The 16314-nt window shown below is 41.6% G+C and carries 19 protein-coding genes; 1 reads left to right on the top strand and 18 read right to left on the bottom strand.

Annotation, left to right across the window (positions count from 1 at the left end):
- Nucleotides 1-66: 66 nt before the first annotated feature.
- Nucleotides 67-432 carry a zinc ribbon domain-containing protein gene (locus DWX65_RS12015; protein ID WP_022244247.1) on the bottom strand — a complete coding sequence of 122 codons (366 nt, stop codon included), beginning with the start codon at nucleotides 430-432 and terminating at the stop codon, nucleotides 67-69.
- Nucleotides 433-917: 485 nt separating this feature from the next.
- Between DWX65_RS12015 and DWX65_RS12020 the strand changes: the two genes are divergently transcribed.
- On the top strand, nucleotides 918-2159 hold the full coding sequence (locus DWX65_RS12020) for a hypothetical protein (protein WP_117947484.1): 1242 nt from the start codon (nucleotides 918-920) through the stop codon (nucleotides 2157-2159).
- 110 nt (nucleotides 2160-2269) lie between these two features.
- Here DWX65_RS12020 and DWX65_RS12025 read toward each other — a convergent pair whose 3' ends face one another.
- From DWX65_RS12025 to srtB, 17 genes are all read right to left on the bottom strand, one after another.
- Nucleotides 2270-3238 (bottom strand): calcium/sodium antiporter, encoded by a 969-nt coding sequence (locus tag DWX65_RS12025; RefSeq protein WP_117697919.1) that lies wholly within the window; start codon nucleotides 3236-3238, stop codon nucleotides 2270-2272.
- Nucleotides 3239-3256: 18 nt separating this feature from the next.
- A complete protein-coding gene (locus DWX65_RS12030) occupies nucleotides 3257-3841 on the bottom strand; it encodes a manganese efflux pump MntP (protein WP_117947483.1) in 585 nt (194 codons plus the stop codon).
- A 219-nt stretch (nucleotides 3842-4060) separates the two neighbouring features.
- Complete coding sequence (locus DWX65_RS12035; protein WP_118173504.1) at nucleotides 4061-5383, bottom strand: sensor histidine kinase; 1323 nt, start codon at nucleotides 5381-5383, stop codon at nucleotides 4061-4063.
- A gap of 8 nt (nucleotides 5384-5391) precedes the next feature.
- Complete coding sequence (locus tag DWX65_RS12040) at nucleotides 5392-6066, bottom strand: response regulator transcription factor (protein ID WP_117842257.1); 675 nt, start codon at nucleotides 6064-6066, stop codon at nucleotides 5392-5394.
- A gap of 21 nt (nucleotides 6067-6087) precedes the next feature.
- Entirely contained in the window at nucleotides 6088-7860 is a 1773-nt protein-coding gene (locus DWX65_RS12045) for a Na/Pi cotransporter family protein (RefSeq protein WP_117697922.1), read from the bottom strand.
- Nucleotides 7861-8040: 180 nt separating this feature from the next.
- Complete coding sequence (phoU, locus tag DWX65_RS12050; RefSeq protein WP_117697923.1) at nucleotides 8041-8685, bottom strand: phosphate signaling complex protein PhoU; 645 nt, start codon at nucleotides 8683-8685, stop codon at nucleotides 8041-8043.
- A complete protein-coding gene (gene pstB, locus DWX65_RS12055; RefSeq protein ID WP_117697924.1) occupies nucleotides 8686-9444 on the bottom strand; it encodes a phosphate ABC transporter ATP-binding protein PstB in 759 nt (252 codons plus the stop codon).
- Complete coding sequence (gene pstA / locus DWX65_RS12060) at nucleotides 9441-10307, bottom strand: phosphate ABC transporter permease PstA (protein WP_117697925.1); 867 nt, start codon at nucleotides 10305-10307, stop codon at nucleotides 9441-9443. Before pstA ends, pstB begins: the two co-directional genes overlap by 4 nt.
- A complete protein-coding gene (gene pstC / locus DWX65_RS12065; RefSeq protein ID WP_117697926.1) occupies nucleotides 10307-11161 on the bottom strand; it encodes a phosphate ABC transporter permease subunit PstC in 855 nt (284 codons plus the stop codon). The genes pstA and pstC overlap by 1 nt, the downstream gene beginning before the upstream one ends.
- 29 nt (nucleotides 11162-11190) lie before the next feature.
- Entirely contained in the window at nucleotides 11191-12138 is a 948-nt protein-coding gene (locus tag DWX65_RS12070) for a substrate-binding domain-containing protein (protein ID WP_117697927.1), read from the bottom strand.
- A gap of 173 nt (nucleotides 12139-12311) precedes the next feature.
- Entirely contained in the window at nucleotides 12312-12956 is a 645-nt protein-coding gene (locus DWX65_RS12075; RefSeq protein WP_117697928.1) for a hypothetical protein, read from the bottom strand.
- 280 nt (nucleotides 12957-13236) lie between these two features.
- Entirely contained in the window at nucleotides 13237-13500 is a 264-nt protein-coding gene (rpsR, locus tag DWX65_RS12080) for a 30S ribosomal protein S18 (RefSeq protein WP_022244266.1), read from the bottom strand.
- Between the two features lie 20 nt (nucleotides 13501-13520).
- Nucleotides 13521-13961, bottom strand: coding sequence for a single-stranded DNA-binding protein (locus DWX65_RS12085; protein WP_022244267.1), 441 nt, complete (start codon nucleotides 13959-13961; stop codon nucleotides 13521-13523).
- A 23-nt stretch (nucleotides 13962-13984) separates the two neighbouring features.
- On the bottom strand, nucleotides 13985-14275 hold the full coding sequence (gene rpsF, locus DWX65_RS12090; RefSeq protein WP_022244268.1) for a 30S ribosomal protein S6: 291 nt from the start codon (nucleotides 14273-14275) through the stop codon (nucleotides 13985-13987).
- 124 nt (nucleotides 14276-14399) lie between these two features.
- Nucleotides 14400-14615, bottom strand: coding sequence for a DUF951 domain-containing protein (locus tag DWX65_RS12095; RefSeq protein ID WP_022244269.1), 216 nt, complete (start codon nucleotides 14613-14615; stop codon nucleotides 14400-14402).
- Nucleotides 14616-14674: 59 nt separating this feature from the next.
- Nucleotides 14675-15391: an NAD-dependent protein deacylase gene (locus tag DWX65_RS12100; RefSeq protein WP_022244270.1), complete on the bottom strand. Its 717-nt coding sequence runs from the start codon at nucleotides 15389-15391 to the stop codon at nucleotides 14675-14677.
- Nucleotides 15392-15430: 39 nt separating this feature from the next.
- On the bottom strand, nucleotides 15431-16270 hold the full coding sequence (gene srtB / locus DWX65_RS12105; RefSeq protein WP_117697929.1) for a class B sortase: 840 nt from the start codon (nucleotides 16268-16270) through the stop codon (nucleotides 15431-15433).
- Between the last annotated feature and the right edge of the window lie 44 nt (nucleotides 16271-16314).

Here is a 16314-nt window from a genome sequence, read left to right on the forward strand (position 1 = left end):
ATGTTTTTTCATAAAACAACCTACCCATTGGTATGATTTTCTCAAAACAAATGGGTAGGTTGTCCACTAATCTTCAAAGATATTCAGTTTTGCTCCACATTTTCCACAGAACTCTGTGTCCTCCGGCACAGTAGCGCCACACTGCGGGCACTGACGCGCTCCTTTAATCTTTAATACTTCCTCTTTCATATGGTCAATTGCTGCAAATGCCTCTGCAATTGCCTGCATCTGCTGTCCATATGCACCATCTGCTTCTTCCTTGTGGTCTTCATAATAAAGCTTTCCAATCTGTGCATACTGCTTTTCAATAAAATCCTCTTTTGCCTTGATGTCAAAGTTTAACTTTGCAGTTCCGGATAAATCCTTTGCCTTCTGTGTGACATCCTTTCCTGCAGTTACCAGTTTCTCTCCCATGCGGTCAAAAAAATCCATTGTGTATCCTCCTTTTCTTACTATATTCCCCTGTGCGTCCGCACTTTACCTGATTATATACCTCTTGATATTGCTTTTCAATTGGGCGAATTTTAAAAAAGAATAAAGTTTTCTCGATGGTTTGTGGAATAAAAGAATGCTGGATTTCCACACTGTTTATCGAGTCCAAATGCGAAATAAGGGCTACAAGGGGCACTAAGAATTTCGAATAAAATTAGTCTGTTCCGGCAACCGGCGCAAATTCACATCCATGTTCATCTGCGCCTCGGCGGCACGTCCCTGTGCCACCGTTGCCAGATGCTATCCGAAATTCCAAGTGCCCCTAGCAGCCCTTATCATGCATCCGCACTTCGATAAACCGTGCAGATATCTATTTTTCCTAATACTCGTACCTCTTCCCCGGAAAACTTCATTCTTTTTTAAAGATTTTTCCAGATAAAATGTGCTATACTCTAGGTACGAATGCGAACCACAAGGAGATATCTATGAAGCAAAGATTTATTGCCCTGATTTGTATTGCCACCCTGGTCTTTTGCGGATGTGGTGGGAAGAAACAGTCTTCTGTACAGACGGATTCCGGCAGTGAACAGCCGGACGCTACAGAAGAGTCAACAGAACAGTCCCGGAATGACCCGGTAACAATAACATTTAATTCCAAAACAGAGACTTATCATGCCGATGATTTATCTACTGTTTTATTATATACCTCCTATCAGAAACCAACGGTGACCATAGACGGTCATCTGAAGATTTCCAAAACCATTACACAATCTTTAAACGAAGAACTGGATGCTTTCCAGGATGCCCGATTAGAAAGTCTGCTTTCCGCAAGAATTTCTTTTGCTGAGTCACCGGATTCCTTTTCCGCCTATCACTTAGATGAGGATTTTTCCTGTACCAGACAGGACAGCCGGATTATCTCTTTTGAGAGTACCAGAAAAGAATTTACCAGTGAGGAGACCCACAGTGCTGCTTATGGTGGGTTTAATTATGATCTGGAGAATGGCAAAACACTTTCTCTTTCTGATATTGCTACAGATTCCAATGCCCTGATAAACAGTGCACTTTCTTTTATTAACCAGCAGCTTTTGTTACCGAACTACGGCAAAGTAAGCCAGCTTGCCAAACATGACGGCTCCGATGTATCTTCGAACCTTTTGGAACATGTACTAAGGGATGGCAACTGGTATTTTACCAGAGGCGGTATTACCTTTATCGCCAATCATGGTGCTATTACACCGTCTTATTCCGATACACTTTTATTTTCCGTTCCTTATCAGCAGCTGAATGCCCTGAAGGCTGAATATCATTACACCGGTAATTTTCAGTTGAACGCTTTAATGGGGTCTGCTGTTTCTGCAGATATGGATGGAAACGGAGAAATGGATGCCGTCTACTATGACACCACTTACAACGAAGAAACGGGAATGCTTTCTTCTACCCTGACGGTAGATGGAACCGATTATTCTGAAATGCTTTATAATGGCGACTTTACACTGTCCCGCAGTGCTGCCTCCGATATAACAAATGAATATTATCTCATTGACCTTGATACAACAGATGAATATATCGAGCTTGCCATCCCGGATGATGGATTAAGAACAACCTATTTCTTCCGCTATGCCGGCTTTCATCTGGAATACTTAGGTTCCATTCCGGACCTGATAGACAGCTCCACCTTCCAGCTTAACAATGTACTTTCCCAGTTAGAAGAATCGGAAAATTAGTCAGCATCCTGCAGAATCTGCCACCGGCAGCTTCTTACAGATATTTTTGCTGCGCACATAATACAATAAGAAGCCCACAAAAACGGGCTTCTTATTTCTTATCAAATATATTATCTCATACAGATATAGACCATATATCCCGCATAGGAAAGCAGCATAATTGCTCCTTCAATGCGGTTTATTTTCTGCCTGCTCCAAGCAAACAGCAGTACCATTATGCTCATGGCAATTAAGATTACAATATCAATCACATTTTCCATGATAAATGCGACCGGACTTATGGCTGCGGCAATACCAAGAACAAAAAGGATATTGAAAATATTAGAACCAATGACATTTCCAAGAGCCATATCTACTTCATTTTTACGGGCTGCCACAATAGAGGTTACCAGCTCCGGTAATGACGTTCCCATTGCTACTATCGTAAGCCCGATTAAATTCTGGCTCAAACCAAATGCTGCTGCAATAGCAGACGCACTGTCTACTACCATGTCGCCACCAAATGCAATGGCTGCTGCTCCACCCACAATGTATACAAGACAGAGCCATACCGGGATTGGCTTTGCGCGTTCAATCTCATCTGCTTCCTCGGAAGCATCTGTTGTAATTCCTGCTGTTCTTGCCTTTAATGCAGAACGCACCATCCAGAACATGAAGAGAGCAAAGAAAATCAATAAAATCACACCATCTATTCTGCCAACACTCATTCCAATGTAACCCAGCACTAAAAGCAGGGCTGCCATAAGCACAGAAAACGGAAATTCCTGCTTTAAGGTCTTTTTTCCTACTGCAAGCGGTGTAATTACGGCACAGAAGCCACAAACCACCATCAGGTTAAAGATATTTGAGCCAACTACATTACTGACTGCCAGGGCATTGTTTCCGGAAATAGATGCTGCCACACTGACGGCACATTCCGGCAGGGATGTTCCCATTGCCACTATCGTAAGTCCGATAATCAACGATGGCACCTTTAATTTCTTTGCAATTCCCGAACTTCCTTCTACAAAGAAATCTGCTCCTTTAATTAACAGTACAAAACCAACTACCAGTAATACATATGTCCAGATTGTTGTCATATTATATTCCTCCTTCTTTTAAAATGCCAAAATTCCAAGATGCTCCAGCAAAATCTTAAGTCCGATTAAGATAAGAATTATACCGCCAGCCAATTCCGCCTTCTTCTTATATCTGTTTCCAAAGAAGTTTCCTACATACACACCAATGACAGAAATCACAAAGGTCGTAATCCCGATGATGGAAACTGCCTCAACGATTGGCACCTGCAGAAATGCAAATGTGATTCCAACGGCAAGGGCATCAATGCTGGTTGCGATTGCCAGAATAAACATCTCTTTGAAATCCAGTGGCGGGTCCATTTTCCCGACTTCTACTGCTTCATCCTTTTCCCGGATTGCTTCCACTACCATTTTTCCACCGATAAATCCTAACAGGATAAATGCAATCCAGTGGTCAATGCTTGTAATATACTGTTCAAACCGGCTTCCCAGTAGCCAGCCGATAAATGGCATCAGTGCCTGGAATCCTCCGAAGAATAAGCCAATTACAAGAGATTGCTTTTTGTTTACCTTCCGCATGGAAAGTCCCTTACAAATAGACACTGCAAAAGCATCCATCGAAAGACCTGCTCCCATCAGTAAGAGTGTAAAGAACATTACCATAAACACAAATTCCTCCGATAGTATAATTTAAAATGAGACTGCATGTATGCAGTTATCCTGTGCTGCATACATGAGTCTCATTCATTAAGATTTGCCAGGCCTTCATCAGACCGAGGTTGTTGACAAATCACGTATTCACGCGAACTACTCCCTCACGGATTGTTATTCAAATATACGCTAAATGATAATTTATGTCAATTCTTTCCATTCTTGTTCTTCCTAAAATACAATTTCTATGGTGGTTCCCTCATCCAGCTCACTGTCCAAGTGAAGGGCAGCATTATGCTGTGCCACAATATGCTTTACAATGGCAAGTCCAAGTCCTGTTCCGCCGGTGGATTTCGAACGGCTCTTATCTACCCGGTAAAACCGCTCAAATACACGTTCCTGGCATTCCTTTGGAATTCCGATTCCGGTATCCGCTACACTTAAGAACGGACGCTCATCCTTTGTTCCTACCGTTACTGTGACACTTCCGCCTGGCTTATTATAGCGGATGGCATTGCTGCAAAGATTATAAAAGACTTCATCCATCAGTCCCTTGTTTGCCATGGCCATGGTGCTTTCTCCCTGCAACGTCAGCCTGATTCCCTGCTTCTCTGCTGTCACCTGCATCATCTGCACACAGTTCTCTGCCAGTTTATAAAGGTCGATTCTTTCCATTTCCATCTGGTGGTCTGCTTCATCCAGTTCTGAAAGCTTTATAATATCATTAATCAGGCTTAACAGCCGGTTGGCATTGGAATGTATCTCATTAGAGAAACGGATGGTATCCTCTTTACCGGTCATTCCGTTTCCGATTAACTCCGCATAACCGGAAATTGCCGTCAGCGGTGTCTTTAATTCATGGGATACGTTCGCGGTAAATTCCTGGCGAAGCTGCGCATTATTGATAATATTGACGTGCTGCTCCTTAATGGTATTCACAAAAGGCCGGATTTCTTCATATACATTATTTTCATCCACCAGCATAATATTCGTTGCCAGCTTCTCGATAGGCTCTACCAGCTTCTTCGTCAGATAATGGGAAATTCCCATACAGACAAAGAGGATACAAAGTGCAATTACCAGTACAATCACTAAAGTATTTACCATAATACGGTTTACACTGACGGAATCCCTTCCGATTCGAAGCACATTTCCATTCTGTAAACGCTCCGCATAGTAAAAGGTATGGGTTCCGGAAGTGGCCGAGTAACGGATGGCTTCGCCTTCGCCTTTTTCCCTTGCTTCAATAATTTCCGGGCGTTCATTATGATTGTCCATCTCATCCTTATTTAACAGACTTTCATATAATACTTCCCCATCTGCTCCAATCAATGTGATTCGAAGGTCATCATCGATGGGATTATACGGGTCTTTTTCTATTCCTGCTGCAAGGTCATCTATATTCAAAAGCTCTATCACATGGGCGTAGGCTTTCAAATCTCCAAATACCTGCTCTTTTAAAATATTATAATACACCAACATAGCAGACAGCGCTGTGACCACAATGGCAAGCGCTGCTATCATAATAAATCGTATATTTATTTTTTTCTTCATGAATGCTCCTATGGCTCCATCACATAGCCCACATTGCGGACGGTTTTAATCTGTTGTCCGCCATCGCCAAGCTTGTGCCGGAGCGTCTTTATGTGCATATCTACAGTACGGCTTTCTCCTTCGTATTCAAATCCCCAGACCTGATTCATCAGCTTGTCACGGGATAATACAATGCCCTGGTTTATCATAAGGTATTTTAATAGTTCAAATTCTTTAAAAGTAAGCTCACAGGTTTCTCCCTGAACGGTTACGCTGTGACGCTTATTATCAATCTCTATGCTTCCACAGGCTAATGTATCACCATCATCTTCCTTTTCGGTGCGGCGGAGTAATGCTTTCACTCTGGAGATCAGCTCCATAACGCCAAAAGGCTTACTGATATAATCATCTGCACCCATATCCAGTCCACGGACTTTGTCAATCTCTGTGGTCTTTGCCGTTACCATAATCACAGGAGTCTTTTCTGTTGCCGGATTTTTCCGGACACGGCTTAAAATTTCCAGCCCATCCTCTCCCGGCAGCATAATATCTAACAGCATCAGGGATGGTGCCTGCTCTGACACTCTCTGGAAGAAATCTTTTCCGTTATCAAATTCCTCTACTTCAAATCCACTGTTTTTTAGTGCATAACGTTCGATTTCCCGTATGTTTATATCATCTTCTACGATATAAATAAGTGCCATTGCATTTTCCTCCCGGCTTTTTTATTTTTCCGGCAAAGCGTATTTTTCTGTATATTCTTTTATCTGCTCTGCAAATTTTCTATTGTCTTCTTCATCCATATGTGCCGTCAGGTCATGCTCTTCTACATCTTTATCCTGTTCCTGGATCAGGCAGACTGCAATGTTGGAACAATGGTCTGATACACGCTCATAGTTGGTAACGATATCTGCCAGCACCAGTCCTAACTCGATAGAACATTTTCCTTTCCGGAGACGTTTGATATGCCGTTTCTTAATTGCTTTATTTAATTCATCAATAACCTGCTCTAATGGTTCTACGGTCTTAGCCAGCTCTTCATCATCGGCAGTGTATGCAGTCATGGTACGGCAGAGAATGTCTTCTACTGCTTTTCCAAATACATGCATTTCTTCCTCTGCTTTCTTAGAGAAAACCAGCTCCTTCTTTTTCATCTCGATAATGGAATCTACGATATTCGCTGCATGGTCCGAAATACGTTCAAAATCTGTAATACAATGTAACAGCGTAGATACATTCTGGCTGTCTGCATAGGTCAGATTCTGACTGCTTAACTTGGTCAGATAAGCACGCAGCTTGTCTTCGTATTTATCTACGAGATTTTCCTTTGCGATAATGTCGTCCGCTACTTCCTGTGTATAATTCTCCAAAAGTCCGATTGCTTCTAAGAAGGAATCCTTGGAAAGGTTTGCCATCTCAATGGACATGCTGTGGCACTGCTCAATGGCAAAGGATGGTGTTGCAAGGAAACGGTCGTCTAATAACGGGAACTCCTGTACCTCTTTCTTGCTCTTTTCCTCTTCGGTAATCGGAAGTGTCAGATATGCCAACTTCTCCAGTCCCTTTGTAAACGGGAATAAAACTACAGTTGCAAATATATTAAAGATACTGTGAATCAGTGCAATTCCTGCTACACCAACTGTATCATTTGCAAACGGGAAATGAATAACTGCATTCAAAATACTATATAATGTCAGGAACAATACGGTACCAATAATATTAAAATACAGATGCACAAAAGCAGTACGCTTTGCATTCCGGTTTGCTCCAACAGAAGAAATCATAGCTGTAACACAGGTTCCGATATTCTGTCCTAAAATAATCGGAATAACTGAGCCATAAGTAAATGCTCCTGTTACAGACAGTGCCTGCAGTATACCTACAGATGCGGACGAGCTCTGAATCACCGCTGTCAGAAGTGCTCCTACCAGAATTCCTAAAATTGGATTATGGAACATAGTCAGTATATTGGTAAATTCAGGAACATCAGCCAACGGTTTTACTGCTCCGCTCATACTTTCCATTCCGGTCATCAATACTGCAAAGCCTAATAAAATCTCCCCTACATCAGCTTTCTTGCTTTTCTTTCCGGTCATCATTAAAACAATACCTATCATCGCAAGAACCGGTGTAAAAGAAGATGGTTTTAAGAGATTAATCCATACATTTCCACTATCTATTCCGGTTAGACTTAAGAGCCAGGATGTTACCGTTGTACCGATATTGGCACCCATGATAATACCAATTGCCTGGGAAAGTTTCATAATTCCGGAGTTTACAAAACCAACTACCATTACGGTAGTTGCTGAAGATGACTGAATAACAGCAGTTACTCCGGCTCCTAACAGCACTCCTTTGAGCGGATTGGAAGTTAATTTCTCCAGTATCCTCTCTAACTTGCCTCCTGATACTTTCTCCAGCCCAGCTCCCATAACATCCATTCCATACAGGAACAGAGCCAATCCTCCAATCAGTGTCAGTATTCCAAAAATGTCCATTTTGTCCTCCTTATGCATGGTAATATGCATAGACTTTTCAATTTTTTACATATTTTTCGTCTTACATATACACCATATACACTTTAGAGGCATTTTGCAAGGACATTTTGACAGTTTGTAAGAATTATGTATAAGCAGTGTAAAAAATGTACTATTTTTTTCACTTTTGTCTAAGAATGTTTAGTTAATGTGGCTTCCGGTAATGGAATAGATTACCCATTCCGCAATATTGGTCGCATGATCTCCGATTCGCTCAAAATACTTGGCTACCATAAGAATATCTGCTGCCTGCTCGCCATTTTCTGCGCTTTTATTGATCATCTGGATTAAATCCTGTTTTACTTTCATGAAAAGGTCATCCACAACATCATCCTGTGCGATTACTTTCTTTGCCAGCTCCATATCGCGTTTTACAAAGGCATCAATGCTCTTGATAACCATGTCTGTGGTTTCCTTTGCCATACCCTGAATCTCCTCCGGGCTGATGATATACGGTTCATCAGACATCAGCAGTGTCATCTCGGAAATATCACCGGCATGGTCACCGATTCGCTCCATATCGGTAATCATCTTTAATGCTGCAGAAATCAGACGCAAATCTCTTGCTACCGGCTGCTGCTGCAATAAAAGCTTCATGCATAAGGATTCAATATCACGCTCCTGATGGTCGATTTCCACATCATATGCCATTGCTTCTTTGGCTTTTTCCGTATTCTGGTTTACCAGTGCAGAAACTGCCATTTCAATGGCATGCTCTATCATGCTTCCCATTTGGATTAATTCATTGTTTAACTGTTCTAGCTGTCTGTCAAAACGATTACGCATTTAACCGAACCTCCCTGTAATATAATCTTCTGTCCGTTTGTCTGTTGGAACGGAGAATAATTTTTCGGTATCTCCACTCTCGATTATCTCTCCCAATAAGAAAAATACGGTTTTATCCGATACACGGGTTGCCTGCTGCATATTGTGGGTTACCATAATAATGGTATAATCTTTTTTTAATTCGATCACCAGATCCTCTATTTTGGAAGTGGAAATCGGATCCAGTGCAGAAGTCGGCTCATCCATCAGGATTACTTCCGGCTGTACTGCCAGCGCTCTTGCAATACAAAGTCTCTGCTGCTGTCCACCGGACATGCCCAATGCACTCTTATTCAGACGATCTTTTACTTCATCCCAGATAGCTGCCTGACGCAGGGATGTCTCCACGATTTCATTTAATTTGGCTTTGTTGTGGATACCGTGGGTTCTCGGACCGTATGCAATGTTGTCATAGATGCTCATCGGAAATGGATTTGGCTTCTGGAATACCATTCCCACACGCTTTCTAAGCTGACTGACATCCATGCCGCTGTATATGTTTTCACCGTCTAATCTTACGTCTCCGGTAATCTTACAGCCCTCTACCAAATCATTCATTCTGTTTAATGTTTTTAAAAATGTAGACTTTCCACAACCGGATGGTCCGATAAATGCAGTTATCTCTTTTGCATTGATATCAAGATTCACATCTTTTAATGCATGGAAGTCTCCGTAATATAAGTCAAGTCCTTTGACAGAAAATTTTGCCTGCTCACTCATTTTACTTCTCCATCTCCTTTCGTGAATTTCCTGGCTATCAAAGTTGATACACCATTTATCAGTAATACAATAACCAGAAGAACTACGCCGGTTGCATAAGCCTCATTGGTATGTAAGCCCTCTCTGGAAAGTGAATACATATGAACGGCCAAGGTTCGTCCGGATGCCATCAGGTTTGGTGCAAGGTCTGCTACCGTTCCTGCAGTATAAATCAGTGCTGCGGTCTCTCCTACAATTCGTCCTACTGCCAGAATGATTCCAGACAAGATTCCAGGCATCGCAGATGGGAGTACGATACGGAATATGGTACGAAGTCTTCCGGCTCCCAATCCAAAGCTTCCTTCCCGGTAGGTATCCGGTACACAGAGTAATGCTTCTTCTGTGGTTCGCATGATAACCGGCAATACCATAATGGCAAGAGTTGCCGCACCGGCTAACATGGAATAGCCCCAGTGCAGGTATGTTACGAAAAATAACATACCAAACAGACCGTATATAATAGAAGGAATACCCGTTAAGGTCTCTGCCGTAATTCTGACTACTTTAACCAGTTTACTTCCCTTCGGTGCATATTCCACCAGATAAACTGCGGCTCCGATTCCAAGCGGCACTGCAAAAAGCAGGGAAAACAGCGTCATTTCCAGTGTATTTATCATTGCCGGAAGCATGGATACGTTATCCGAATTATATTCCAGTGCAAAAAGACCTGGTTTTAAATATGGCACACCATGAATCAATATGTACGCCACCAGATAAAGTAATACTGCTACTGTTATAATTGCCGCTGCTACTACCAGCAGTAATAAAAGGAAGGAACCCGGATGCTTTTTATAAGAATTCATTTTATCTTTGAATTTTGTCATTATTCTTTATCCGCCTTTCCTTTTACAATTGAAAATACCAGATTGATAATGAGGATAAATACAAACAGTACAACGCCGGTTGCAATCAATGCCTCACGGTGCAGGTCCGTTGCATAACCCATTTCAATTACGATATTTGTTGTCAGGGTACGTACACCCTTAAATATACTGTTCGGAATACGCGCCTGGTTACCTACTACCATCATAACCGCCATGGTCTCACCAATGGCACGGCCGATTCCCAAGATGACTGCTGCCATAATTCCTGATTTGGCTGCCGGAACCACGGTTTTAAAAACACTCCGCTCATGGGTTGCGCCAAGTGCCAGTGCACCTTCATAATAATGCTCCGGCACTGCACGGATTGCAGCTTCCGATACACTGATAATCGTTGGAAGTATCATGATTCCAAGAAGAATCGATGCGGTAAATATACTGTTTCCGTTTCCTTTAAAATGTTCTCTTACAAATGGTACTATGACTACCAGACCAAAGAATCCATATACGATGGACGGGATTCCTGCTAACAGGTCTACCATCGGCTTTAAGAAGCTGTGAAGCTTCTTCGGGCAAAATCTTGCCATAAAGATTGCCATTAAGATCCCAATTGGTACTCCCACCACAATTGCTCCGGCGGTTACATAGATACTGCCTAAAATCATCGGGAAGATTCCATAGAGGTTATTTCCCGGTTTCCATTTTGTACCTAGCAGAAAGTCCGGCAATCCGATTTCTTTGATTGCCGGTATTCCATTTGCAAAAAGGAAAACGCAGATTAAGGCAACAGCCAGTATGGAGAAACTGGCTGTAAGTAAGAATACTATTTTCATTGCTTTTTCTTTGAAATTATTCATACTGTTCTTACCTTATCCTACTTGCAGATTTATTTTGCAACTTCATCCCAGGTTGTTACTGCACCTGTGAAGATATCCTTTACATTATCTGAACTCATCTCATCCATTGGGTTACTGTTGTTTACTACTACTGCGATACCATCCATTGCAATTACCTGTGCAGTAAGTCCGCCTTCTGTTTCGCTGTCCTTTAATTCTCTGGAAGCCATTCCGATATCACAGGTTCCTTCCATTGCTGCTGTCATACCTGTTGTAGAATCAGATTCCTGAAGTTCGATTTCTGCATCTTTGTTGATTGCTTTGTATGCTTCAATTAATTTCTCCATTACAGGTGTTACAGAAGAAGATCCAGCTACTACGATTTTTCCGGTAGAACCATCCGATGTAAATGCTCCGTTGCTTCCCTGTGAAATATAACCATTGTCTTCGATTACTTTCTGTCCTTCATCACTCATGATGTAGTTGATGAAATCTGCTGCAAGTCCTGTTGCATCACCTTTCGTTGCGATATTAAATGGTCTTGCGATTTTGTATGTACCGGCTTTGATATTTTCTGCTGTTGCTTCTGCTCCGTCAATCTTTAATGCCTTTACGGTATCATTTAAAGAACCAAGTGATACATAACCGATTGCATATTCATCACCTGCTACAGATGTAAGCATTACTTCTGTACTGTTTGTGATGTTTGCTTCCTCTGTTGTGTTGTCAATTTTATTTCCATCTGCATCTTTCTCTTCGATACCGAACAGCTCGATGAATGCTCCTCTTGTACCGGAACCATCTTCTCTGGACTGTACATTGATCATTTCACTGGTATCAAAATCTGATGCTGCGTCGCTGCTATCTGTGTTTGTGTCTGCTTCTGCTGTTGTGTCAGCCTTGCTGTTGTTTGATGTGGTATCTTTGCTTCCACATCCTGTTAAAGCGCTGATTGCTAATGCTCCTACAAGCATTACGGATAATAATTTCTTCTTCATTTTCTTTCCTCCAAAATGATTTGTTCTTTTTTTCTCGTCTTCGTGACAATTGTTATCATAACGGGGGAACGTAAAATACAAAGCTATGGTTTTGTAAATTGTATGTAAAAAAGCAGGTAACTGCTTTTGCAATTACCTGCCTTCTTCTTATTAATAATGATTTCTGATTTTAATTACTCTGTTGCTACATCTAATAATGCTTCATCAAGCTCTGTCATGCTTCCATCAGAAATGCTGTATACGTTGTCTTCTCCAATCACTTCTACAACAACTTCCTGTGGATCATTATATGTGATACTGTCTACTCTTGCACTCATAAGATCATACATCATCTGATACATCTGTTCATACATTTCATCCTCTGTTGGATAAGTATCTGCATCAAAGGAATTTGCCCACTCTGTGAACTCTGTCATAAGTTCTTCCTGGATTCCATTGAAAAGACCTGTCATCTGTTCAATTTCAACAGTTACATAATATCCGTCTTTGTCATCCATCTTCTCAGCATCTTTTACGGTGTATTTTGCTTTTGCATATACATCTTTAAAAAGCTGACGATAGCTGTTGCTTAACTCATCGGATAAGTTGAACTGATCCATCTCTGTCATCATAGCGTCGATGTTAGATTCGTAATCAGATTCTGCCTGCTCTTTGCTACGGCCAGTCATTTTCATGTACTGCTCTGTCTCTCCTTTTGTTAAAAGATCCAGACAGGACTCTACATAAGCTGCTGCATCAAATTTTCCACAGCCAGCCAGGTTTACTACCATCATTACGGCAACTAAACCAGTTACTAATGCTTTCTTCAATGTTTTCATGATAATTTCTCCCTTACATTCATTGTTCTTTAGCGTATTAACGCAGTTACATGGAATAATATACCATACCTTATTCTATTTCGCAACCGATTTTACTTCTCTGGTTTTAAATCTGTATGCAAGCATGCGATTTTCTCGCTACATGGAACAAAGAATGTGCCAAGGTACATCCTCGCGGAGCGTTTTTTACTTTACAGGAAAGCAATTTCCTGTAAAGCAAAAAAAGACGATTCTTTCGAATCGTCCTTTTGTATACGTTGTGTACCTGCTGAGTTCAGAATTAATCCTGAACGTAAGGCATAATTGCGATATGACGTGCTCTCTTGATAGCAACTGTCAAAGCTCTCTGATGTTTTGCACAGTTTCCTGTGATTCTTCTTGGAAGGATTTTTCCTCTCTCAGAGATATATCTTTTTAACTTATTTACATCTTTATAATCGATGGTGTTGTCTTTTCCACAGAAAACACAAACTTTCTTTCTTCTGTGCATTCCGCCTCTTCTTCTCATTGGCGCACCATCTCTGTCTGTCTTATTGAAAGCCATGGCTATTACCTCCTATTGATTTAGTTAAATGGTAATTCCTCATCAATTCCGTCAGGGATATTCATAAATCCATCGCCTGCACTGCTTGGTGAAGGTCTGTCAGCCGGTGCAAAACCGCCTGCATTGTCGGATGCTGATTTACTCTCAGCAAATTCCTGCTCTTCTATTATGACATCAGTGGTATATACTTTCTGACCGTCTTTGTTGGTGTAACTTCCGGTCTGGATACGACCTGTTACAAGTACCTTAATTCCTTTATGGAAATATTTCTCAGCAAACTCTCCTGCTCTTCCAAATGCTACGCAGTTGATAAAATCAGCGGTCTGCCCATCATTCCCTTCACGTCTGCCTCTGCGGTCTACAGCCAGTGAATATCTTGCGATTGCCATCTGGTTATCTCCGCTGGAGTAACGAACCTCCGGGTCTCTTGTTAAACGTCCCATAAGTATTACTTTATTCATACCACTTTCTCCTTCTCTTCTATTTATGCCTCGTCTTTTCTAACGCATAAGAAACGAAGTACGTTGTCCATAATACGAACATTCTGCTCTACTTCTGCCGGAACAGATGATTCTGCCTCGAACTGGATGAAATAGTAGAAGCCGTCGCTCATTTTCTGAATGTCGTAAGCTAATTTCTTCTTACCCCACTCTTCTACTTCTGTTACAGTTCCACCTGCACGAGTGATATACTCTTTTGCTCTCTCAACTGTAGCAGTTCTGACATCGTCTTCGATCTTGGCATTCACAACAAGTGCTAATTCATATTTGTTCATGCTAGATTTACCTCCTTTTGGTCTCTGGCCTCCTGTCTATGCGGGAAGCAAGGAATTTTTACATATCACGAGCCTATATGATAGCATAATCTGACCCGTTTCGCAAGTGTTTTTCTTATTATTCTTACGCTTCCGTTTCATTTTTTTGCTCATTTTTTTTTCGAAGCCCTTTGGTATTCTTCTCCACCAGTTTTCTGGCAATCATAATCTGATGGTCACAACCCATGCATTTCAACCGGAAATCCGCTCCTACCCGAAGAATTTCCCACTCCTGGCTTCCACAGGGATGCTGTTTTTTTAATTTTACAATATCGCCTACTTCGTATTGATAATTATTCATGTCGTCCCTTTCTTCTATGATTATCTTCTATAATTATTAGGTAATTTCTTCTGCCTCTTTCAGACCTCTGACAATACGGCTCCGATGCTGCCCTGTATCAGTAAGTCTGCCCGGTTGTCCAATGGCGTGGTGGACTTATTAATCAGCACCAGCTTATTGCCCCGGTAATAATCGATAAGTCCTGCTGCGGGATATACTGCCAGTGAAGTACCTCCGATGATGAGCATATCTGCATGGCTGATATAATACACAGCATCCTCTAAGGTCTGCTGGTCTAAGCCTTCCTCATATAAAACCACATCCGGCTTGATGCTGCCGCCGCATTCATCACAGGTTGGAATTCCACTACTCTTTAAAATATATTCGGCATCAAATAGCTTTCCGCAGCTCTGGCAGTAGTTCCGGTGGACACTGCCATGAAGCTCTAATACCTTTTTGCTGCCGGCTGCCTGATGCAGTCCATCAATATTCTGCGTCACAACCGCCTTTAACTTACCGGCTGCCTCAAGCTCTGCTAATTTCTTATGCGCTGCATTAGGCTTTGCATCCAGGCACAGCATTTTATCCCGGTAGAATCGGTAAAATTCTTCTTTTTTACGCATATAAAAGCTATGGCTTAAGATGGTTTCCGGCGGATAATCGTATTTCTGGTTATAAAGTCCGTCCACACTCCTGAAATCCGGAATGCCGCTCTCCGTAGATACACCTGCACCTCCAAAGAATACAATATTATCTGAGTCCATGACCCATTGCTTCAATGTCTCGATACCATCCATTCTGCTGCCTCCTGTTCCATTAAAAGTAGTCTTTCTCTTTTATTCCGCTTCGCTTTCTGTGCCTGCATTCTCCTCTGCCGGTGCCACGTCACCGTTTGGAACTGCCTCTGTCTGTACCGCATGTACCAAGAAACGGTAATCATAGCCTGCTTTGTTGCAGGTCATCAATGTAATTACTTTATCCTCTGGTGTTACCTCTACGCCGGTATCATACGCTGACTGTGCCTTTACACCATCTAAGAATTCCTGAAACTGCTCATCGGATGCAAACTGGGTATAGAAATCCACTTCATTATCCACTCTTGCCAGATAACAGGAAAAAATATCATAACGGTAGGTATAATCCGGTGTATAAATATAAAAATACGGATTTTCTTTATAAAATTCCTCATCCTTATAGTCATTTAATTTACCAAACATGGTCTTGTCCTTCATATTATGGCCATAGATGAAGGTATTCTGGTCAGAAAAATCAGCATGATTGTTGGCATCCATGAAAATACTTGCCGCTGTTACAGCCTGTCCCTCAAAGGTATGCTTCAGATAATATTCATTATCCTCTCCCTGCATAATCGGATAGCTGATATCAATATTTTCAAACCGGATCCAGCCGATGCAGTCCGGGTTCAGCTCCTTTAATCCGGAAAAATCTACGGTAAATTCTCCGTTTTCTTCCGTACTGCTTTCATCCTTTGGCTGCTCCCTGACATATTTCTGCAGTCCCTTATATTCATGGCTTCCTTTCCAGTAAGTAATTCCATACAGAATCAATCTTACTGCCGCATACAAAAATACTGCCAGTGCCAGCAGAAATAAAATCCGAAACAGGATATTCTGCTGTTTTTTCTTCTTTCGCTCATTTTTAATCTTTCCTGTCATTGTCACACCCCTTATTTTTCTCTATTTGCTGCAATAGACCTACA

It is taken from the genome of Roseburia sp. AF20-18LB (genome assembly GCF_003461185.1).
In the GTDB taxonomy this organism is placed as follows: Bacteria; Bacillota; Clostridia; order Lachnospirales; family Lachnospiraceae; genus Roseburia_C; species Roseburia_C amylophila.

Bases quoted from the DNA above. Each gene is read 5' to 3' on its own strand.
- DWX65_RS12015 (WP_022244247.1), bottom strand. From the start codon at position 432: ATGGATTTTTTTGACCGCATGGGAGAGAAACTGGTAACTGCAGGAAAG.
- DWX65_RS12020 (WP_117947484.1), top strand. From the start codon at position 918: ATGAAGCAAAGATTTATTGCCCTGATTTGTATTGCCACCCTGGTCTTT.
- DWX65_RS12025 (WP_117697919.1), bottom strand. From the start codon at position 3,238: ATGACAACAATCTGGACATATGTATTACTGGTAGTTGGTTTTGTACTG.
- DWX65_RS12030 (WP_117947483.1), bottom strand. From the start codon at position 3,841: ATGGTAATGTTCTTTACACTCTTACTGATGGGAGCAGGTCTTTCGATG.
- DWX65_RS12035 (WP_118173504.1), bottom strand. From the start codon at position 5,383: ATGAAGAAAAAAATAAATATACGATTTATTATGATAGCAGCGCTTGCC.
- DWX65_RS12040 (WP_117842257.1), bottom strand. From the start codon at position 6,066: ATGGCACTTATTTATATCGTAGAAGATGATATAAACATACGGGAAATC.
- DWX65_RS12045 (WP_117697922.1), bottom strand. From the start codon at position 7,860: ATGGACATTTTTGGAATACTGACACTGATTGGAGGATTGGCTCTGTTC.
- phoU (WP_117697923.1), bottom strand. From the start codon at position 8,685: ATGCGTAATCGTTTTGACAGACAGCTAGAACAGTTAAACAATGAATTA.
- pstB (WP_117697924.1), bottom strand. From the start codon at position 9,444: ATGAGTGAGCAGGCAAAATTTTCTGTCAAAGGACTTGACTTATATTAC.
- pstA (WP_117697925.1), bottom strand. From the start codon at position 10,307: ATGACAAAATTCAAAGATAAAATGAATTCTTATAAAAAGCATCCGGGT.
- pstC (WP_117697926.1), bottom strand. From the start codon at position 11,161: ATGAATAATTTCAAAGAAAAAGCAATGAAAATAGTATTCTTACTTACA.
- DWX65_RS12070 (WP_117697927.1), bottom strand. From the start codon at position 12,138: ATGAAGAAGAAATTATTATCCGTAATGCTTGTAGGAGCATTAGCAATC.
- DWX65_RS12075 (WP_117697928.1), bottom strand. From the start codon at position 12,956: ATGAAAACATTGAAGAAAGCATTAGTAACTGGTTTAGTTGCCGTAATG.
- rpsR (WP_022244266.1), bottom strand. From the start codon at position 13,500: ATGGCTTTCAATAAGACAGACAGAGATGGTGCGCCAATGAGAAGAAGA.
- DWX65_RS12085 (WP_022244267.1), bottom strand. From the start codon at position 13,961: ATGAATAAAGTAATACTTATGGGACGTTTAACAAGAGACCCGGAGGTT.
- rpsF (WP_022244268.1), bottom strand. From the start codon at position 14,275: ATGAACAAATATGAATTAGCACTTGTTGTGAATGCCAAGATCGAAGAC.
- DWX65_RS12095 (WP_022244269.1), bottom strand. From the start codon at position 14,615: ATGAATAATTATCAATACGAAGTAGGCGATATTGTAAAATTAAAAAAA.
- DWX65_RS12100 (WP_022244270.1), bottom strand. From the start codon at position 15,391: ATGGATGGTATCGAGACATTGAAGCAATGGGTCATGGACTCAGATAAT.
- srtB (WP_117697929.1), bottom strand. From the start codon at position 16,270: ATGACAGGAAAGATTAAAAATGAGCGAAAGAAGAAAAAACAGCAGAAT.